The following is a 19,517-nucleotide window of genomic DNA, read 5'->3' as shown; positions in this document are numbered from 1 at the left end:
TAATTGGTTTGTAATTGGACCTGAATATAATGAACGCGGATATAGGCACGTCTAGAATACTTAAGATGAGGGGATGGATTTGGGATGAAAAGGAGAAGGTTCAACCGTTCTCTTGCGTTGCTGCTGTCCGTTGTGATGGCCTTCAGTCTGCAGATGGGAGGAGGCGGCACAGTATTTGCAGGCGAAGCGAGCAATGTCATTGAGAACACAACCACCGGTGTCCGGTACGCCGATGTGGGTACAGCGCTGAGTAATGCGGCAGACGGCCAGACCGTGGCTCTGATCTCAGATGTAACCCTTGGAGACGCAATCTCCTACAGCCGCTCAGGTGTTGGAGTAACACTGGACTTGAACGGTTACCGGATCGTCCGCGAGGTGTATGGCGGCGGAGAGACAGGCACAGACGGAGCGGTCTACGTCTCGGCCGGGGTATTGACAATCTGTGATACCTCAGCGGCTGCGGATGGATATATTGATTATATAAATAATGGAGGCTACAGCGGAAGCGGGCTTAACCTGGGAGCAGGCGGTACTGTAAAGCTGCTGTCCGGCGGCATTCTCGGGACCGGCCAGAGCGTATTTGCACATGATGCGGGCAGCCGCTTCGAGATGAGTGGCGGCGTGGTGTACGGCAGCGGAGACCATGTAGGCTCAGAAGCGATTGCAGCCGTATCCGGCGCTTATGTGACGATTTCAGGCGGTTTTGTCGGAACCAAAAATCCCGGTGCGGCGATGATTTGGAGCGGAGCAGCCCTTGACCCGGCGTACTGGAGCATCACTGGAGGGTATTTCACTTCGCAATACTACAGCGATGGCGGCCAGAAGGAGATTGCCAACTTCGTAACACAGGGTAAAGTGACCGAATTGGATGTAGCCCGGACCTATGCTGCTATCTCGGGAACTACGGAGTACAAGTATCACCTGACGATGCCGCGCACGGTTGTCTTTGACGGCAATGGCGGCGATAGCCCGGTGCCCACGCTGGTAACCGATTTGTCCGGCAAGCTGGAAGTATTGCCTGGAGATGCCGTCAAGAGCGGAGCTGAGTTCATCGGCTGGTTCACTATGGCATCCGGGGGAGAGCAAGTTACAGCGGACTATATTTTTAACCGGGATATGACCGTGTACGCGCAGTACCGGGGACCCGGCATTGATTACAAGACAGAGCAATTTAGCGGCCTGACACCAGGCGCAAGCTATAAGCTCACTGACACAACAAGTGTAACCGGGGCCACTTATGTAACGGCAGATGCATCCGGTAAGATTGCAATTGACGAAGCCTGGCTTAGCGGCACATGGTCACTGGAAGAGGACACCGAAGGCGGAACGCCAGCCTGGTCGATCAGTCTTCCGTCCCGTCCCGCTGCGCCAACTGGCGTTAACGCCGGTAGTGTATCGCAAGCAGGTGCAGCCGACGGCAAGCTCACGGGCTTGAACACGAATATGCAATACCGGATCAAGGGGACAGGCCCGTGGATCACAGCCACCGGACCTGCAGCCACCGGGCTTGAGGCCGGCACCTATGAGGTGCGGACGGCCGCTGCCTCCTCCTCCTTTGCTTCAGCGGCAACCGAGGTTACTGTAGGCGTTACAGTTCCCCCCGCACTGACAGCGGCGGGCGATAACGAGAACAATCTGGTGAAGCTGAACTGGACCTCCTCTCTGGCAGGCCAGGAATACTATATGGTATATCAGAGAGATACCGGCGGGGACGGGCTGGATGAATTCCAATCGATTCCGCTGAAGAATGATATCAAGGTGCTGAATGTGTACCCGGATATGCCCGGCTCTGACGGCTTACAGAACTGGATGAGCACTTGGGGCAATCCAAGCGGCTATACGATGCAGGTGGACAAGGTGTCCATGAGCGAATTCAACGGCAGTGATCCCGGGGCCAACTACGCCCACTATCTGGCGAAGGATGCCAACGGGGCATATGCTTATGATGTGCTGTATTTCGGCGCATGGGATGCCAATAACCGGCGCGACCTGTCGGGAGAATCGCATGAGGCGGTAGAGGCCTTCATCCGCTACGGCGGCGGTGTGCTGATGGGGCATGACACGGCCAGCTTCTACCATACGCATCTGATTGATCTGGCGGCCAAATATCTCAATTTGGATGTCAACTTCCAGGAGGGGTACTATAATCCCGACATTCCGACAACCGGAGGTACCCGGGTGGGTGTTGAGCGCCGCGGCTTCCCGATGAACTATCCTTATGCGCTCGGCGATGTCGGGACGGTTCTGACTGTTCCGCAATCCCATAGTTATTTCCAGTTTGCCAAAGGCGATGTATGGTTCAAGTACGTCTCCCCTGATTGGGGGAGTACCCGGGAGATCAATACCTATAACGGCAAGCCCGGCACGAACAACTTCTACCTGACCACCTGGAATAATGCGGCCCTGATTCAGACCGGGCACAGCAATGGCAGCGCGACAGAAGATGAGCAGAAAATTCTGGCCAACACGCTGTTCTACCTGGCGCAGACCTCGACCTCGAACAGCTTCGATGACCGGATGTCGCAGGATGTGGCAGCTCCCGATCCGGTTAGCGGCCAGGCCATCCTCACTTATGACAGTGCCTCCGGCCAACCTGTGCTGACATGGAATGAACCTAAGGATAACGGCAGCAGCTATGCCTACTATTTGAAGGCAACCTCCTATGTGGACGGCACCAGCCGCCAGTCTTCAGAGACCACAGCCACTGTAACGACAGGTGTGCAAGGGTACGCTGTTACGGTTGACACTGACCCGGAGGGGAACGTTCCCGGGAATACGGTGACTACTGCAACATACAGCTACGCGATCCCGGGTGCTCTTGAACGGGGAGTGACCTATTACGCGCACATCAAAACGATTGACCGTGCCGGCAATGTCTCGGGCGTCTATACCGTTCCATTCAATAACGATGCTTCAGGCTTGACGGCGGTATCCACCGATCCTTCCGGCAGGGCGAATGACGGGAAGACAAGATTGTCCGTCCAAGAGACGGTGCTGCCGGGCAACCGGCTGCTGTACCTGAATGTGCAGGACGGCATCTTGCAGGTGCCTGGTCTCGGAGAAGAATTGAGCGGCTATACTGTTCTTCCGGACAACGGCCTGATTGAAGCCGTGAATGGAGACAAGCTCGCGGTTGCGGAAGTGGATGCCAGCGGCAAGGTTGTGCGGTTCGGCTTGGCGGTAGCCAAGGTATTGCCTTCGCCTGCTGTACTTCCGGTGGTCTCCGTTGATCCGGCCGGAACCGAGAACAACGGTAAGACCCGGATGATTGCCGGAGCATGCAGCGGCAACAAGCTGGTGTATGTGAACTTCGCGAGAGGTGAGGTTACAGAGCCAAGCCAGGGTCAGGAACTGACGGGCTATACCGAGCTGCCGGCGGATGGAGTGATTCCGGCGGAGCGGGGCGATAGAATTGGAATTGCCGAGGTGGATGCAGACGGCAAGGTGATCCGCTACGGTGTTGCCGAAGCGGAGGTATCCTCCGAGACGGAAGCGAAGGGCCTGAGCGCTGCGGCCAGTGATCCGGCTGGCAGCGGAACTGACGGCAAGACCCGGGTAAGCGCCAGTGCAGCCAGCGGTAACAAGCTGGTGTATGTGAACTTCAAGCGGGAGCCGGTACGTGTCCCGGATACCGGAAGCAGCCTGGAGGGTCTGGGATACGCGGAGCTTGCGGCAGACGGTCTGGTAGATGCGCAGAACGGGGACAGCCTGGGGATCGCCGAGGTGGATGCGAGCGGCAAGGTTGTGCGGTTCGCAGCGTTGCAGGCGGTTGTGGAAGCGGAAGATGCAGCTAAGGGCCTGACTGCTGCGGCAACCGACCCGGCTGGAGCAGGAACCGACGGCAAGACGAAGCTCAGTGTCCAGACCCCGGCAGGGGCCGGCAATAAGCTGGTCTACCTGAATTTCGGCAGACATGCTGTGCAGAAGCCAGGCACAGGGGATATCCTGGAGGGTTATCTTGCCATCCCAGAAGACGGCCTTATTCCTGCCGTTGACGGGGATCATATCGGGGTTGCCGAAATCGATGCCAGCGGCAAGGTTGTCAAATATGGCACAGCCACCGCGCAAGTTGTTTCCGATTCGGCCGCCGGAGGGTTAAGCGTAGCCTCTTCAGATCCGGCTGGCGCAAGCAATGACGGCTTAACGCTCATCAGTGCGCAAGCCAAGGCAGGCAATGCTCTGCTGTATGTCAATTTCGGACAAGGCCTGCTGCTTACCCCTGAGACGGGCGAACTGCTGTCCGGTTATTCCAAGTTGCCTGAGAATGGTCTGATTGCGGCCAGAGAAGGGGACCGGATTGCTGTCGCTGAGGTGGATGCCTCAGGACGCGTGGTACGCTTCGGCTGGGTGAAAGCCATCGTGGCAGATGAACCTGTTGTTGTACCGCCTGTGGAGACTACACCATCCCCAACCCCTGAACCGGCAGCAACACCAGCATCAGGCGGGGGGACAGGACCGGCTGCAACGCCAACCCCGGCTGCTCCTGCTAAGCCTAGCACCCAAAGCGTGGAAGTGCTGGTTAACGGCAAAGTGGAGTACGCTGGCATTGCGACCATTACAAGAGTAAATCAGCAGGTGGTAACCACCATTGATGTAGATCCGGCCAAATTGCAGGCCAAGCTGGATGCAGCAGGCCGGGGAGCGGTAGTGACGATCCCCTGGACCGCCGCTTCGGACATTGTAGTTGGGCAATTAACAGGCCAAATGGTCCAGAACATGGAGGATCAGGAAGCGACTCTCATTCTGGATACTCCTGCCGGAGCCTACAAGATTCCGGCCAGCCAGATCCGCATGGCCCGGCTGGCGGGCCAACTGGGCAGCGATGTGAAGCTGGAGGATATTACGCTCCAGGTGCATATCGAGCTGTTCAGCGCCGAGGCTGCCAAGGCCGCAGAAGCCAAGGCTGCCAAGCAGGGCGCGACCCTGATTGCTGCGCCGGTTACTTTTACCGTCAATGCGGTATATGCAGGCAAGAGTATCGAGATTAAGGATTACAGTATCTACGTGGAACGAACAGTTGCACTGCCTCAGGGAGTGGACCCGAACAGGATCACTACCGGAGTGGTGCTTGAGCCCGATGGCACACTGCGTCACGTACCTACCAAGGTGACCAAAGTAAATGATATGTATTACGCGCAGATTAACAGTGTGACGAACAGCGATTATGGTGTGCTCTGGCATCCGCTTGAATTCGCGGACGTTGCCTCCCATTGGTCCAAGGATGCCGTTAACGATATGGGCTCGCGCCTAGTCATTAACGGTGTGGGCGAAGGCGCATTCCATCCGAATGCGGACATTACCCGTGCAGAGTTCGCGGCCATTCTGGTCCGCGGGCTGGGACTGCGTCTTGAACAAGGAACGTCAGCATTCCGCGATGTAGACAGTTCCGCGTGGTACGCTTCTGCAGTGAACACGGCGTACCGGATGGGGCTGATCTCCGGGTATGAGGACAACACCTTCCGGCCCCAGGGCAAGATTACCCGGCAGGAAGCCATGACCATGACTGCACGGGCAATGAGCATCACTGGCCTTAAGATCAAGGTAGACGGCGCAGATGCTGCGAAGGTACTCCAGCCTTACAAGGATGCCTCAGCAGTTGCCGGGTGGGCCAAGGAAGCTGCGGCTTACTCGGTTGCCTCCCAGGTGATGAAGGGAAGAACCGCCTCATCGCTGAACCCGCAAGCGTTCATTACCAGAGCAGAGGTTGCGGCGGTTATCCAGCGACTGCTGCAGCAGTCCGGTCTGATTTAGAGCAAGACAAGCTTATAGAGGGGGCCTTTCCGGTGAATTGCCGGAGGGCCCTCTTGTTCTTGATCAGGAAACTATGATTTTCGTCCGGTGTGGATAAGTTGCAGGGATGACTTCGCTGATTTCACCGACCACATTTGGTGCGGCGGAGGTGCGAGGTCCGGATAAGGTCGAAAAACCGACCACATTTGGCGCGGCGGAGTTGCGAGGGCCGGATAAGGTCGAAAAACCGACTACATTTGGCGCGGTGGAGTTGCGAGGTCCGGATAAGGTCGAAAAACCGATTACATTTGGCGCGGCGGAGTTGCGAGGTCCGGATAAGGTCGAAAAACCGACTACATTTGGTGCGGCGGAGGTGCGATGGCGAAATAAGGTCGAAAAACCGACCATACTTGGTGCGGCGGAGGTGCGAAAGCGCAAGCATCTTTTCCTGCCAGGAATAACAAAATACCGGAGCTTGGTGCGGCGTACCCTTTGTTTCAGATGCACACGGGCGAGGTAAGCGATAGGTAGAGTTTCGTATAATATTACCGACACTATGTACATATACAGAGGGAGCGGCCCGTGCCCGCTGATCGCGGAAGGGACCTGAAGGAGGAAGGATATGATGGATAACCGGCGGTATAACGATGGAGGCTATCAGCCGTTTGTGGTGGCAGCTTCACGGGTGAAAATCTTGTTGATGCTTGCGGGAGCGCTGCTTTTTGTGATAGTGGGGATTCAATTTCTGGTATGGTCCCAAGGGGTGACGCCGGATCTCGCCATCCTTCTGCTCACGCTGGGAATCGTCTGCACAGTGCTGTTTGGCCTGTCGGCACTGGTTCTGCTTATCATGCTGCTGCGCCGCACACCGCTGATTGTGGTGGATGCCCAGGGAATTGATGACCAGTCTTCCGCTATTCCCGCAGGCCGGCTGATGTGGGAGGAGATTTCCGATATCCGCCTGATCCGCTACTCCGGGCAAAAAAACATCTGTATCTACCTTACCGATCCCAAGGCCTATCTGGCCCGGCAACGCGGGTGGAGACGCTGGCTGATGGCCATCAACCAGCGTCTCGTCGGCACTCCCGTAAATATTGCGGGCCAGTCCATGGGGGTGTCCCTGGAGCAGGTGTATGAAGAGATGGAGCTTCGAAGACGGCTATGGGCCGGGCAATGGTAAACGTCCGGCTGGAGCGGCTAGGATGATAGCAGTAACCTGATCAAGCCCAGAGTCTCAAGGTGGAATTTCCTTGAAGACTCTGGGCTTTCTATTCATTCTGTGTCGTGGACGGCTTGTCCAACTGAGCGCCGTGAACGAAGAATTACCGCTTTAACACCAGGGGAAGGTACACCTCGTCCACAATGCCCGCGATCGTCTCCTCCGTCATGGGGGTGTTGTACAGCATCAGCTCATGGCGGGCCAGATCCGAGGGCAAGGTGAGCATCCGCGGCGTAATGGCTTCGGGAGCTACCTCGCCCCGGTCCGCGGCCCGCTGAAGCACAATGGTCATCGTCCGGTTCTGACGACCGTCGGGGAAGATCAGGGAGGCCAGCGGCACAGCGCCTAATTCAGTCACCAGCCCGTACAAGGCCTTCATCATGGCTTGTGTATTATTATGGTTCATTGCCCGCAGCACCCCGATTACATCATCGCGCAGGTTGCCGGTATCGGGCACCTCCTCCAGCGGGAGGGGTACGCGTTCCCGGAGCGCCGCCAGCACAAGCTCTGCGCGGTTAGCCCAGCGGCGGTACAGCACTGCCTTGCTCGTTCCCGACCGTTCTGCGACTCCATCCATTGTAAGGTTAGCATATCCCTGCTCCTGCAGTTCTTCACGGACGGCCTGCAGAATCGCCGTCTCCAGCTCCTTCCCTCTGCGTCTGCTTTTCAATTTATCCTGCTGCCCAGAAGTAGACATTCTGTCTCAGACTCCTTTGAATGATAATCATTGCGTTTTGTATGAGGATAGTATATCATAACAAAATAAGAAACTTTTTGTTTCTTATTTATGGTCTTAGGGAGGGAATTAACTTGAACAAACAAACGGCTGAGGTGCATGAAATGGTAGAGCAGGCGGGCTCAACCAAATTACTGTGGATTCTGATGCTTGGCATTATGGCCCCGCTGTTCGACACGACCATAACCAATGTGGCGATTGACACACTTGTCAAGGAATTTAAGGCGCCGGTATCAACCATCCAGTGGGTCATGACCGGTTATCTGCTGGCGCTTGCTATGGTGATTCCGTTGACCGGTTGGGCAGTGGAGCGGTTCGGAGGCCGGAGAACGTGGCTGTTCTCACTGGGAATGTTCTTCCTCGGCTCAGTGCTGTGCAGTATGGCCTGGAGCGTGGAGAGCCTGCTTTTTTTCCGGGTCATCCAGGGGATCGGCGGGGGCTTGCTGATGCCTGTTATGCAGACGCTGGCCGTACGGGCCTCAGGGGCGCAGAATATGGGGAAAAGGATGGCTACCGTAGCGCTTCCGGCGTTGCTTGGGCCGATTCTGGGGCCGGTGCTGGGGGGATTGATTATCAATCATCTGAGCTGGCGGTGGATTTTCTTCGTCAATATCCCGCTCTGTATCGCGGCCATTATTATGGCCTGGACGGGACTGCCCAAGGAAGAACGCAGCGCCCGGACGCTGCGGCTGGATCTGACGGGACTGGTGCTCTTATCTCCAGCCATTGTACTTATTATTTATGGCCTCGGTGAAGTCAGTACCCTCCACGGGTTCGCTCATGCTGCGGTTCTCATTCCGGTGCTGTCCGGGGGCCTGCTTCTGGCTCTATTTGTCACTCATGCCCTGCGAAAAGGAAATAAAGCCTTGGTGGATGTCAGGCTGTTCAGGGTGCGTTCCGTAACCGTATCCTCGGTGCTGCTGTTCCTGTCGGGTCTGACCAGTTACTCGGCGATGCTGCTCCTGCCGCTATATTTCCAGCAAGTCCGTGGTGAATCTGTGCTGATCTCCGGCTTGCTGCTGGTTCCGCAGGGAATCGGAATGCTGCTGACGAGACAACTGGCCGGCAAGCTGACGGATCAGATCGGTTCCCGGCCGGTCGTGCTGGCCGGAACACTTCTGACCTTACTTGGTACATGGCCGCTTACGCAGCTTGGTGCAGATACCAGCTATTATTTTTTGAGTGCGGTATTGGTGGTGCGGGGGGCCGGCCTGGGCGCTGTGTTCCTGCCGGTTATGGCTTCAGCCTATGTGGGACTGACCTCGGGGCAGATTCCCCACGCCAGCAGCACCACCCGTATTATGCAGCAGATCGGCGGTGCTTTTGGCGTGTCGGTGATCGCAGTCATTCTGCAGAATCAGCTTCATTCTGTGCTGTCTCATGACCCGGCTGCTATGGTTATAGCCTTCGATCATACGTTCATGTGGACGATCGCTTTCTCTGCGGTAGCATTGATCCCGGCGTCGTTCCTGCCCGGAAGAAGATCATAGACAAATTGCACACTGGCAGGTTTTGTGTCAGTCCCAAGAGCGGTGATGGTCAAATACAAAAAGCAGCAACCTCTAGTATGAGACGACAGGATTTGAATCTACAGCCTCTTGCTCCTGAAGTATGGGCGGGGGGCTTTTGGCTATATCATGAGGTTGTATCCGTTTATCTGAATTCAGGATATAATATTGAACAAAGGGGTGGTGAGTATGTATCTGGAATTAAAGGATAAGAGCGGCAAAGTGTATCGTTCCTTTATCAATGACAGCCAGAAATCTGTGATTGTAATTAATGACATGGAGTATGAAGTATCCGAAATAATCCAGTATCAGGACAACTCAGATGCTCTTTCAGCTGCGCAAATTGCTGAGCTTGATGCTGATCCCGAAATCGCACAAATGATCCAAGAGTCCAAACAGGATATTATTCATGGTTCAATTATCTCTTCAAAGCAAATGATCGAGATGATAAGAAATGGAGAACTTTGATGCAGGTAGTCTGGACTAAGAGTGCGGCGCAGAGCTTTTCCAAGATCGAGAGCACCCACTTCTCACCACAGGAAACAGCAGAATATAAATTAAAACTTTTCATGCGTATTGAGGAAAAGGTGACTCGGTCAGGAAAGCTGTTTCCATCAAGAACTTATAAAGATACTTACTATATTCGTATTGATCGTTATATTGTTTCCTACCAGCCATCTAAGGATGGCTCTACATATATAATTACTGCTTTTAAACATGGAAGGCAGAATTAGGCATCTTCAAATTGAGCAAGGTAGATTCTGTTAAAACTGAGATTTCAGGGATGAGAGGGAATGATATTTTGAAAATAAGGAGTATTTTAGAGGGAACTGGTGCGAAGTTGGGTGGAGCTATTATTAAAGATGCTTTAAAACTACTACCAGGTGGTCATTTTGTCGTATTTGGTGCTGAAATTATTGGAACTGCTATTGAAACTACACTCGAAGAAATGGCTAACAGAGAGTTATCTTTTAGAGAAGAGTTTCGTGTTGCGTTATCTGCTTCTACAGTAATCACAAAAATAGCACAAAGAATAGATAATGGTGAAACATTAAGGACAGATGAATATTTCTTTAAGAATCAGGGACTTTACAATTCAAGTGCTGAGGAAATTTTTGAGGGGATACTTCTGCAATGTAAGCGAGAACATGAAGAAAAGAAAATACCTTATGTTTCAAATGTTATGGTGAGTATTGCTTTTAGTAATGAAATAGGTGTTGCTGAGGCAAATCAATTACTTAATATTATTGAAAGGTTTACTTATAGGCAACTGGCCCTAATTGCTGTAATTAAAGATAATCAGTATTGTAAATTGAATTTGCGTAGCGAAGTTTTGAACTCTCCCGAATATAGGGAAATTGCATTATTGCAAGAATTAGTTGATCTTTCCAAACTAGGTGTTGTACAACAAATTTCCACTAATGTATTTCCGATTGAGTTCACTAAAGAATATATTATGGAGAGGTTGATATCAAGGGAGTTTGATTCTATATCTTCTTGGGAAGATATTTTACCACAAATACTTGTTTTGACATCATTAGGGGAAGTCATATACGATTTTATGGAATTAAGTGAATTGCCTGATGAGGATGTTGAAAATTCACGAATATCGCTTTCTTAGCTTTATTATGCGTAAAGATCATGGGTAGTGTGCTTTGCTCTTATACACGCCAAAAAATCGCGGCCCCAAAGCTGCGAATCTTAATTAAAAATGGTCGAGACGACAGGATTCGAACCTGCGGCCTCTTACTCCCGAAGCAAGCGCTCTACCAAGCTGAGCTACGTCTCGACGCTATGAATAACATAAATTATACGCCTGTGTGTAAGCGCTGTAAACATCCTTTTTCATTGCATTACCGGCCTCAGCTACAGCAAATTACGGTCTGTGATTGACAGATATCCACCCGCTGGCTATACTTGAAATGTTAAAAAGCAAATCGGACAAAGCGTTGATGAAAATAAGTACGCCGGAGAATGGCTTCACCAGAGAACAGGTTCCTTTGCGGATTGCCGCATCGGGTGTGAGAACCTGGGAGACAGGCCGGCTGAAAGCTAATTTCGGAGTGCGGGGACAATCCCGCCGGGGGCACCCGTTAACAGCCGCACAAGGCGATCGTCTGCAGGTGTCCGTGGTTCACGGATCAAGGCGATAACCAGGGTGGTACCGCGATAATCATCGTCCCTGAATATATATTCAGGGGCGTTTTTTGTTGTTAATTTAATGAAGAGACGGGAGCTGTACATGATGAAAGCAAGTGAAATCCGTTCCAAATGGCTGCAGTTTTTTGAGAGTAAGAACCATAAGATTGAGCCGAGCGCCTCGCTCGTGCCCCACAATGATCCTTCGCTGCTGTGGATTAACGCAGGTATGGCGCCGCTGAAGGCGTACTTCGACGGCCGGGAGATTCCTGAGAATCCCCGCCTGACGAACTCGCAGAAATGTATCCGCACCAATGATATTGAGAACGTGGGCAAGACGCGCCGCCACCATACATTCTTTGAGATGCTGGGTAACTTCTCCATCGGCGATTACTTCAAGGAAGAGGCCATCACCTGGGCCTGGGAATTTCTGACCGGCAAGGAGTGGATCGGCTTCGACGGCGACCGGATCTCCGTGACCGTGTATGCTGAGGACGAAGAAGCGTTCAAGCTGTGGAATGAGAAGGTCGGCCTGCCCGCAGAACGCATCATCAAGCTGGGCGACGAGAACTTCTGGGATATCGGCGAAGGCCCGTGCGGCCCGTGCTCGGAGATTTTCTATGACCGCGGTGAAGCGTACGGCAGTGATATGAGTGATCCGGAGATGTATCCGGGCGGTGAGAATGAGCGTTGGCTGGAGGTCTGGAACCTCGTATTCTCGCAGTTCAACCATAACAAGGACGGCAGCTATACGCCGCTTCCCAACAAGAATATTGATACCGGCGCAGGCCTGGAGCGCTTCGCTTCCATTCTCCAGGATGTGGATTCCAACTTCGATACCGATCTGTTCCAGCCGATTATCCAGAAGACTGCCGGGCTTGCCGGAGTAACCTACAAGGATAATGTTGAACAGGATATCGCGCTAAAAGTCATTGCCGACCATGTACGTACCGTTACCTTTGCAGTGGGTGACGGTGTGCTTCCTTCCAATGAAGGGCGCGGCTATATTATCCGCCGTCTGCTCCGCCGCGCCGTTCGCTACGGCAAGACGCTGGGACTGGACCGTCCGTTCCTGCATGAGCTGACTGAGACGGTTGGAGAGATTATGGGAGTGTATTATCCTTCCGTGGTCGAGAACCGTGAATATATCGCCCGGATCATCCGTCTGGAAGAGGAACGCTTCCATGAGACGTTGTCCGATGGTCTGGCGATTCTCGGGGAGATCAGCGCCAAAGCCAAAGCAGACGGCCTGAGTACCATTGCCGGTGCCGATGCATTCAAGCTCTATGACACGTATGGCTTCCCGTTTGACCTGACCGAGGACTTCGCGTCCGAGCAGGGGCTTGCCGTAGACCGTGCAGGCTTCGATGCCGCGATGCAGGAGCAGCGTGACCGGGCCAGAGCAGCCCGTCAGGACAGCGCCAGCATGAAGATTCAGGGCGGTGCACTTGCTGAGCTTACGGTTAAAAGTGAATTTGTTGGATATAATGACACGGTAACAGAGTCCAAGGTGCTGGCGATTGTGGTAGACGGCGCGCTTCAGGATACAGTAAGCGAAGGCGCCGAGTGCCAGGTGATCCTGGAGTCAACACCGTTCTATGCAGAGAGCGGCGGCCAAGTCAGCGACACCGGCGTTCTGACCGGCGGATCGGTGACTGCTAAGGTGAACGGCCTCTTCAAAGCACCGCACGGCCAGCATGTTCATCTGGTTACAGTTGAGGCAGGCGATCTGAAGGTCGGCGATACCGTCCGTGCCGAAGTGAACCGGGCGGAGCGCGAGGATATCGTGAAGAACCATACCGCCACCCACTTGCTGCACAAGGCACTGAAGGAGGTGCTGGGCAGCCATGTGAATCAGGCAGGCTCTTTAGTAGAAGGCTCGCGCCTGAGGTTTGACTTCTCGCATTTTGGAGCGATCACTCCAGAGGAGCTCAGCGATATCGAGCAGCGCGTGAACGCGCAGATCTGGCGCAGCCTTCCTGTAGTCATTGAGAATAAGCCGATAGATGAAGCCAAAGCCATGGGAGCGATGGCCCTCTTCGGAGAGAAATACGGCAATGTTGTCCGTGTCGTTCAAGTCGGCGACTACAGCCTGGAGCTGTGCGGCGGATGCCATGTGTCTAATACAGCGCAGATCGGAATCTTCAAGCTGCTCAGCGAGAGCGGCATCGGTTCCGGGGTGCGCCGGATTGAAGCTGTGACTGGCCGTTACGCCTATCAGTTCACGGAGAGTCAGCTGGACCTGCTGAAGCAATCGGCAGCCCTGCTCAAATCTTCGCTGACCGATGTGCCGAAGCGGATTGAAGCTCTGCATGCCCAGGTACGCGAGCTGGGCCGTGAGAATGAATCGCTCCAGTCTAAGCTGAGCGCAACCTTCGCAGCAGAGCTGACCAGCAGTGTCATCACAGTAGGCGGAGGAACGCAGCTTCTTGCGGTCTCCGTGCAAGCCGGCAATATTGATGCTTTGCGCTCGACCGCAGACGAACTAAAGTCCAAGCTTCCGCAGGCCATCCTGGTGCTCGGTGCTGCAATGGATGACAAGGTGAACTTCGTCGTGGCCGTGCCTCAGGAACTGGTCCAGAAGGGCTTCCATGCCGGCAAGCTGGTGAAGGAGATCGCTGCAGTCTGCGGCGGCGGCGGCGGCGGACGTCCGGATATGGCGCAGGCCGGAGGCAAGGACGCTTCCAAGCTGGGTGAAGCCCTGAAGAAGGCCGAGGAACTGGTAGCCGCACAGGCATAAGCAGTATGCGGTAATTCTTGTCTGTAAGAAACTGTGGATTTCTATCAAGGGTTGGAAAGCAGCGGTGCTGAGGGCATTTCCTCGGTGCCGCTGCTTTATTCACACAATGTATATTTTTTGGGGTTATTCATTATTGACCCAGGGCTTGCAATAGCTTAAAACCCAAAAAAACATCTATTTTTGTAGACAAAATGCCAAAAAAAGCGCTTTAACCATGGCAGGATTTCCTCGTTGGGGCATGAATATGTTATGATGAGGGCAGCAAGTGAGCTGTACAGCAGCAACTTTGCGAAGCCGCCTGAACCAGGGTGATTTTGCAGAAGGAAGGTGTCACCACATGGACTCCATGGACAAAACGGTCAAATTCAATGTGAAGGGCGACGAAAAGGAAGCCTCTCCCCAGGAAATACTGCTCGCCGTGTACGACGCGCTGGTGGAGAAAGAATATCATCCGATCAATCAGATCGTAGGGTATCTTCTCTCAGGAGATCCGGCTTACATTCCACGCCACAACAATGCGAGAAGTTTGGTCCGGAGGAAAGAGCGTGATGAGCTGATCGAAGAACTGGTCCGTTTCTATCTGGCCAATCATCGGGTGGACCAGCCCAAATGATGAAGAAGCTGGGACTGGATTACGGCGACCGCAGAATCGGTGTCGCCACAAGCGATATTTTCGGATGGACAGCACAGTCTCTGGAGACCATTGAGCGGCGCGGCAACGGCAATGAGTTCGACCGCATCCGTGAGCTGGTCAAGGAGCACGAAATCGGCGAGATTGTTGTCGGGCTGCCGAAGAACATGAACGGCTCCGTAGGACCCCGTGGTGAAATTTGCATCGAATTCGCAGATAAGCTGCGGGAGCAACTCGATTTACCCGTACACCTTTGGGATGAGCGTCTGACGACGGTATCTGCTGAGCGGGTGCTGATAGACGGGGACGTCAGCCGGAAGAAACGCAAGGGGCTGGTGGACAAAATGGCCGCAGCGCTGATTTTGCAAAATTTTTTGGATGCTAACAGTAAAAGGTGAGGGGTGTGCGGATATGACAAACGAACAGATCGGCCAAGAAGAGGAACCGGAAATTATCTATATTCCTGATGAGGAAGGTAATGAAGAGGAATTCGAGGTCATCATGAAGTTTGAAGTGGACGGATCGGATGCCAAGTATATGATGGTGGTTCCGCTCGATTCCGAGGATGAGGAGACAGATGAGGTCTACGCGTTCCGTTATGAGGAAGACGGCGACGATCTGCAGCTCTTCATGATTGAGAATGACGAGGAGTGGGCCATTGTAGAGGAGACCTTCAATACTTTGGTTGACGAGCTGGATGGAGGAGCAGAGAATGACTGAGTTTTCCGCTGATGGGGCGGTATGGACTTCTAAGCTCAAGGAAGTATATGGAGAAACAGTAGAACTGGAGGATGAGCAGGGCAAGTCTTCCGTTTACGATATTATTGCAGAATTTGCTGTGGGTGACCGTGCTTATGCCGTTCTGGCCGGATCGGGAAGAGCTGCGGAGCAGGAAATTCTGCGCATCGTAGTTTCTCCGGACGGACTTCCGGAACTGGAGAGCATTATGGACGATGAAGAGTGGGAGGATATTTCCGAGCTGTACGATGAGCTCACCTTCCCTGCGGATAGCGAGTAGTCGTCTGCAGCAACTTCATGTATGGCAGATACGGAAGAGGGCGGAATTTTTCCGCGCTCTTTTTGCTTATGAGGGACGGAATAATCTTTCCGTTTGCCTGAAAAAAGCTTATGCTATAAAAATAGGTTGAATTTTGGACAATACAATTTTATACTTTATAGTCGGAAAGTGAGGCGTAACATTTGAAAGCCGTGATCCGCACCGTGCTTATCTTCATTCTGGTCCTGGCAGCAGCTGCAGGAGGGGGAGCATGGTACATCTGGAATGGAATGCAGCCGGTCAAGCCCGCAGGGCCGGCCGTAACGGTTACAATAGAGAAGGGTATGGGGAGCTCGCAAATTGCCGACCTGCTTGAGCAAGAGGGCATTATTAAGCATAGCCTGTTCTTCAAAGGATATCTGAAATGGGTCCAGGAAGGCTCCAGCTTCAAGGCCGGCACGTATCAGGTAAGCCCCGGCGACTCCTACGATACGCTGATCAGCCGGTTGAATGCCGGAGATGTTGTGAAGGAAGCTACCGTTACGTTTACAATTCCTGAAGGGTATACTGCGGTCCAGGTGGCAGAAAAGCTGGCCGCTGCATGGAATCAGAAGCCGGAGGTCTTTCTTGCGCTGATTGATTCCGGTAAGGGAATAGAAGCTGTAAGCAAGCTGGAGATTCCGGACAATCCGCTGCTGCGCCACCGGCTGGAGGGGTATCTTTTCCCGGAGACCTATGAACTGGCTAAAGACAGCACTCCGCAGGAAGTCATCGGGGCGATGCTGGAGCAGCTGGTGAAGAAGCTGGATACGATTCCTGAGTGGAAGGCGAAGCTGGCGAACCGCGGGCTCTCGCTGCATGAGCTGCTGACCGTAGCTTCACTGGTGGAGCGTGAGGTGGTAGTAGACAAAGAACGTCCGCTGGTGGCTGGTATTATCTATAACCGGCTGGACAAGGGACAGAAGCTGGAGATCGATGCTACCGTCCAGTACTTGCTGGACAAGCAGAAAGAGCGGCTGTATGAGAAGGATCTGAAGGTAGACAGTCCTTATAATACGTATAAGCAGGCAGGCTTGCCGCCTGGACCGATCAGCAGTCCCGGGCTGGCGTCGATTGAAGCAGCTATGACGCCGGAAGTCTCGGATTATTTCTTCTATGTCACTAAGAAGGACGGCTCACAGGGACATTTATTTGCCAGAACCTACAAGGAACATTTAGCCAATATTCAAAAAAGCAAACAAAATCCTTAAGAACCCGCTACAATAGTAAGGATGAGCAACGCACAGGAGGTAACACAATGAATAACACACCGGAGCTGCTGGCGACAGCGGCTTCTCTGGAAGAAGCGGCAGCGCTGCTGGATGCAGGAGCGAGTGCTCTGCTGGTCGGCGATGACCGCTTTGGCATGCGTCTTGCCGGACATTTTACACTTGAAGACACGGCCGCAGTGGTTAAGCTGGCACATGCCCGGGGCGGTAAGGTATATGTAAGCATCAATGGACTGATTCCTAATACTATGCTGGAGGAGCTTCCGGCTTATGTGAAGGCCATCGGCGGGCTGGGTGTGGATGGGGTAGAGTTCGGTGATCCTGCCGTACTGGCAGCTGTCAAAGCTGAAGCGCCAGAAATGAAGCTGCACTGGAATGCGGAAATGACCTCAACCAATTATGCTACAGCCAATTACTGGGGCCGCAAGGGAGCTTCGCGGGTCGTTCTGGCACGTGAGCTGAATATGGATGAGATGACCGAGATGGTCCCTAACCTTGAGGTGGAAGCCCAGGTCCAGGTACACGGGATGACGAATATCTATCATTCCAAGCGTAAGCTGGTAGCAAGCTATATGTCCCATCAGGGCCGTCCGAGCGATAGCGGAAGCCTGGGGAAGGAGCGCGGGCTGTTCCTGATTGAAGCGGAGCGTCCGAATGAGAAGTTCCCGATCTATGAAGACGAGAACGGCACGCATATTATGAGCTCGGATGATATTTGCATTCTGGAGGATCTCCATTTCTTGTTAAAAGCCGGCGTACACAGCCTGAAGGTAGAGGGATTGCTGAAGCCGGTAGCTTATAATGTGGCTGTCGTTAAGGCTTACCGTCATGCTATGGACGTCTACGCCGCTGATCCCGCCGAATATGCATTCGAAGAGTCTTGGCTGGAGGAGGTCCGGGCTTTGCAGGACCCTGAGCGTGAGCTTTCGTTCGGCTTCTTCTATAAAGAGCAGGTATATTAATATAAAAGGTTTTGTCTCAGCTCTTGTAAGGTTTATCCCATCATCATAGGGTTCAGCGGCGGAGGGGAATTTGGAACTGCAGGAGCGGTAGCGTCCGCCTTTGTCTCCGGATGTTATCAGCTAAGCGGAATAATTCCAAACATCTGGAGACAACAGCGGCCGAAAGTCCAAATTCACCGCAGCAGCGTGTACTACCCGATGTCAGTTTTAAACTCTTGCAGAAGATGAGACACAGAAAGGAGAACAGGAATGGGAACCATAACCAAGCCCCAGTTCAAGGGCAAGCGTTACCGTCTGGACAGACCGGAGCTCCTGGCTCCGGCAGGAAACTTAGAGAAATTGAAATTCGCCGTGCATTATGGCGCGGATGCCGTCTATATCGGAGGCCAGAAATACGGTCTGCGCTCAGGCGCAGATAACTTCACCTTCGAGGAAATGCGCGAGGGTGTGGAATTTGCCAAGAAATATGGTGCCAAAGTATTCGTAGCCACCAATATCTATGCTCACAATGAAGATATCGCGGGGATTGAAGAATACCTGCGTAATTTATATGAGGCCGGAATTGCAGCGATTATCGTAGCCGATCCGGTGATTGTCGATACTGCCCTGCGCCTGGTGCCAGGTCTTGAGGTGCATTTAAGCACCCAGCAGTCCACGCTCAACTGGCAGGCAGTGTCTTATTGGAAGGAGGAGGGTCTGCCGCGCGTAGTATTGGGCCGGGAGACTAGCCTGGAGGAGATCGCCGAGATCAAGCAGCATGTGGATATTGAGATCGAGAGCTTCATCCATGGTGCTATGTGCTCTTCGTACTCCGGACGTTGTGTGTTATCCAACCACTTCACCGACCGTGACTCCAACCGCGGAGGCTGCTGCCAATCCTGCCGCTGGAAGTATGATCTGTTCGAAGATGCCCGTCCCGAAGGGAACTGGGTATCTGAAGAGGAACAAGCCGAGGCACCGCAGGCCTTGCAGCCCGGAATTACCCAGCTGCCGCTGCATCAGCCCGAGGATAATCCGTTCACTATGGGCTCGAAGGATCTCTGTATGCTGGAGAGTATTCCCGACCTGATCGAAGCCGGAATTGACAGCTTCAAGATTGAGGGCCGGATGAAATCGATTCACTATGTGGCCACCGTAGTGAATGCCTACCGCAAAGCCATAGATGCTTACATGGCCGACCCGGAAGGGTATGTGCTGAAGCCAGAATGGCTGGAGGAGCTGCAGAAGGCGGCTAACCGTCCGCTGAATACCGGCTTCTTCTACGACACACCGGACCATGAGGACCACATCTATGAACCCGAAGAGAAGGCAGCCCCGTATGATTTCGCGGGACTGGTGCTGGAGTATGATGCAGAGAGCGGGATGGCGCTCGTTCAGCAGCGCAACAACTTCAAGCCGGGACAGGAAGTGGAGTTCTTCGGCCCGGATGACACCTTCTTCAAACAGACCGTCGGAGAGCTGTGGGATGAGGCCGGCAATCCGCTGGATGTGGCCCGTCACCCGCTTCAGCGTGTGCGGATGAAGGTAGATCATCCTGTTGCTTATTTCGATATGATGCGCAAGCGGAAATAGTGGCTTTACAATCTA

The 19,517-nt window shown here is 53.5% G+C and carries 17 protein-coding genes and 1 tRNA gene; 16 read left to right on the top strand and 2 right to left on the bottom strand.

The genetic code is table 11. The features are described from left to right. Positions 1 to 84: 84 nt before the first annotated feature. The 3 genes from NSU18_RS11275 to NSU18_RS11265 all read left to right on the top strand — a co-directional run bounded on the left by NSU18_RS11275 (position 85) and on the right by NSU18_RS11265 (position 6,910). Positions 85 to 5,751 (top strand): S-layer homology domain-containing protein, encoded by a 5,667-nt coding sequence (locus tag NSU18_RS11275; protein WP_341149038.1) that lies wholly within the window; start codon positions 85 to 87, stop codon positions 5,749 to 5,751. Between the two features lie 106 nt (positions 5,752 to 5,857). Continuing rightward, positions 5,858 to 6,250, top strand: a complete 393-nt coding sequence (locus NSU18_RS11270; protein ID WP_341149037.1) for a hypothetical protein — start codon at positions 5,858 to 5,860, stop codon at positions 6,248 to 6,250. A gap of 102 nt (positions 6,251 to 6,352) precedes the next feature. Then, positions 6,353 to 6,910 (top strand): STM3941 family protein, encoded by a 558-nt coding sequence (locus tag NSU18_RS11265; RefSeq protein ID WP_341149036.1) that lies wholly within the window; start codon positions 6,353 to 6,355, stop codon positions 6,908 to 6,910. Positions 6,911 to 7,052: 142 nt separating this feature from the next. Here the strand turns inward: NSU18_RS11265 and NSU18_RS11260 are convergent, their stop codons facing one another. Further along, positions 7,053 to 7,646 carry a TetR/AcrR family transcriptional regulator gene (locus NSU18_RS11260; RefSeq protein WP_341149035.1) on the bottom strand — a complete coding sequence of 198 codons (594 nt, stop codon included), beginning with the start codon at positions 7,644 to 7,646 and terminating at the stop codon, positions 7,053 to 7,055. 113 nt (positions 7,647 to 7,759) lie between these two features. Here NSU18_RS11260 and NSU18_RS11255 point away from each other — a divergent pair, with 113 nt between their 5' ends. The 4 genes from NSU18_RS11255 (at position 7,760) to NSU18_RS11240 (ending at position 10,814) form a co-directional block, all read left to right on the top strand. Further along, positions 7,760 to 9,175 carry an MDR family MFS transporter gene (locus tag NSU18_RS11255; protein WP_341149034.1) on the top strand — a complete coding sequence of 472 codons (1,416 nt, stop codon included), beginning with the start codon at positions 7,760 to 7,762 and terminating at the stop codon, positions 9,173 to 9,175. Positions 9,176 to 9,382: 207 nt separating this feature from the next. Next, positions 9,383 to 9,661: a hypothetical protein gene (locus tag NSU18_RS11250; RefSeq protein WP_341019731.1), complete on the top strand. Its 279-nt coding sequence runs from the start codon at positions 9,383 to 9,385 to the stop codon at positions 9,659 to 9,661. Beyond that, entirely contained in the window at positions 9,661 to 9,927 is a 267-nt protein-coding gene (locus tag NSU18_RS11245) for a type II toxin-antitoxin system RelE/ParE family toxin (RefSeq protein ID WP_341019732.1), read from the top strand. Before NSU18_RS11250 ends, NSU18_RS11245 begins: the two co-directional genes overlap by 1 nt. Positions 9,928 to 9,938: 11 nt before the next feature. Next, positions 9,939 to 10,814, top strand: coding sequence for a hypothetical protein (locus NSU18_RS11240; RefSeq protein ID WP_341019733.1), 876 nt, complete (start codon positions 9,939 to 9,941; stop codon positions 10,812 to 10,814). A 91-nt stretch (positions 10,815 to 10,905) separates the two neighbouring features. Here NSU18_RS11240 and NSU18_RS11235 read toward each other — a convergent pair. Further along, a tRNA-Pro gene (locus tag NSU18_RS11235) sits at positions 10,906 to 10,982 on the bottom strand. Positions 10,983 to 11,115: 133 nt separating this feature from the next. Between NSU18_RS11235 and NSU18_RS11230 the strand changes: the two genes are divergently transcribed. The 9 genes from NSU18_RS11230 (at position 11,116) to NSU18_RS11190 (ending at position 19,502) form a co-directional block, all read left to right on the top strand. Next, entirely contained in the window at positions 11,116 to 11,346 is a 231-nt protein-coding gene (locus tag NSU18_RS11230) for a hypothetical protein (protein WP_341149033.1), read from the top strand. A 92-nt stretch (positions 11,347 to 11,438) separates the two neighbouring features. After that, the gene (gene alaS / locus NSU18_RS11225) at positions 11,439 to 14,072 is read left to right on the top strand and encodes an alanine--tRNA ligase (protein ID WP_341019735.1); all 2,634 of its coding nucleotides are present in this window, start codon (positions 11,439 to 11,441) and stop codon (positions 14,070 to 14,072) included. A gap of 337 nt (positions 14,073 to 14,409) precedes the next feature. Further along, positions 14,410 to 14,685 carry an IreB family regulatory phosphoprotein gene (locus tag NSU18_RS11220; RefSeq protein WP_036696603.1) on the top strand — a complete coding sequence of 92 codons (276 nt, stop codon included), beginning with the start codon at positions 14,410 to 14,412 and terminating at the stop codon, positions 14,683 to 14,685. Then, positions 14,685 to 15,101, top strand: a complete 417-nt coding sequence (gene ruvX, locus NSU18_RS11215; RefSeq protein ID WP_340757813.1) for a Holliday junction resolvase RuvX — start codon at positions 14,685 to 14,687, stop codon at positions 15,099 to 15,101. The genes NSU18_RS11220 and ruvX overlap by 1 nt, the downstream gene beginning before the upstream one ends. 13 nt (positions 15,102 to 15,114) lie before the next feature. Continuing rightward, a complete protein-coding gene (locus NSU18_RS11210; RefSeq protein WP_036696606.1) occupies positions 15,115 to 15,423 on the top strand; it encodes a DUF1292 domain-containing protein in 309 nt (102 codons plus the stop codon). Then, complete coding sequence (locus NSU18_RS11205) at positions 15,416 to 15,721, top strand: DUF1292 domain-containing protein (RefSeq protein ID WP_341019736.1); 306 nt, start codon at positions 15,416 to 15,418, stop codon at positions 15,719 to 15,721. Before NSU18_RS11210 ends, NSU18_RS11205 begins: the two co-directional genes overlap by 8 nt. 182 nt (positions 15,722 to 15,903) lie before the next feature. After that, positions 15,904 to 16,950 carry an endolytic transglycosylase MltG gene (gene mltG, locus NSU18_RS11200; RefSeq protein ID WP_341149032.1) on the top strand — a complete coding sequence of 349 codons (1,047 nt, stop codon included), beginning with the start codon at positions 15,904 to 15,906 and terminating at the stop codon, positions 16,948 to 16,950. A 47-nt stretch (positions 16,951 to 16,997) separates the two neighbouring features. After that, on the top strand, positions 16,998 to 17,930 hold the full coding sequence (locus tag NSU18_RS11195; protein WP_341149031.1) for a peptidase U32 family protein: 933 nt from the start codon (positions 16,998 to 17,000) through the stop codon (positions 17,928 to 17,930). A 249-nt stretch (positions 17,931 to 18,179) separates the two neighbouring features. Then, the gene (locus NSU18_RS11190) at positions 18,180 to 19,502 is read left to right on the top strand and encodes a peptidase U32 family protein (protein WP_341149030.1); all 1,323 of its coding nucleotides are present in this window, start codon (positions 18,180 to 18,182) and stop codon (positions 19,500 to 19,502) included. Positions 19,503 to 19,517 lie beyond the last annotated feature (15 nt).

This window comes from Paenibacillus sp. FSL H8-0048, from assembly GCF_038002825.1.
Taxonomy (GTDB): Bacteria; Bacillota; Bacilli; order Paenibacillales; family Paenibacillaceae; genus Paenibacillus_AQ.
Note: the sequence above shows the minus strand (reverse complement) of the source record. Positions and strands in the feature narration are given on the sequence as shown.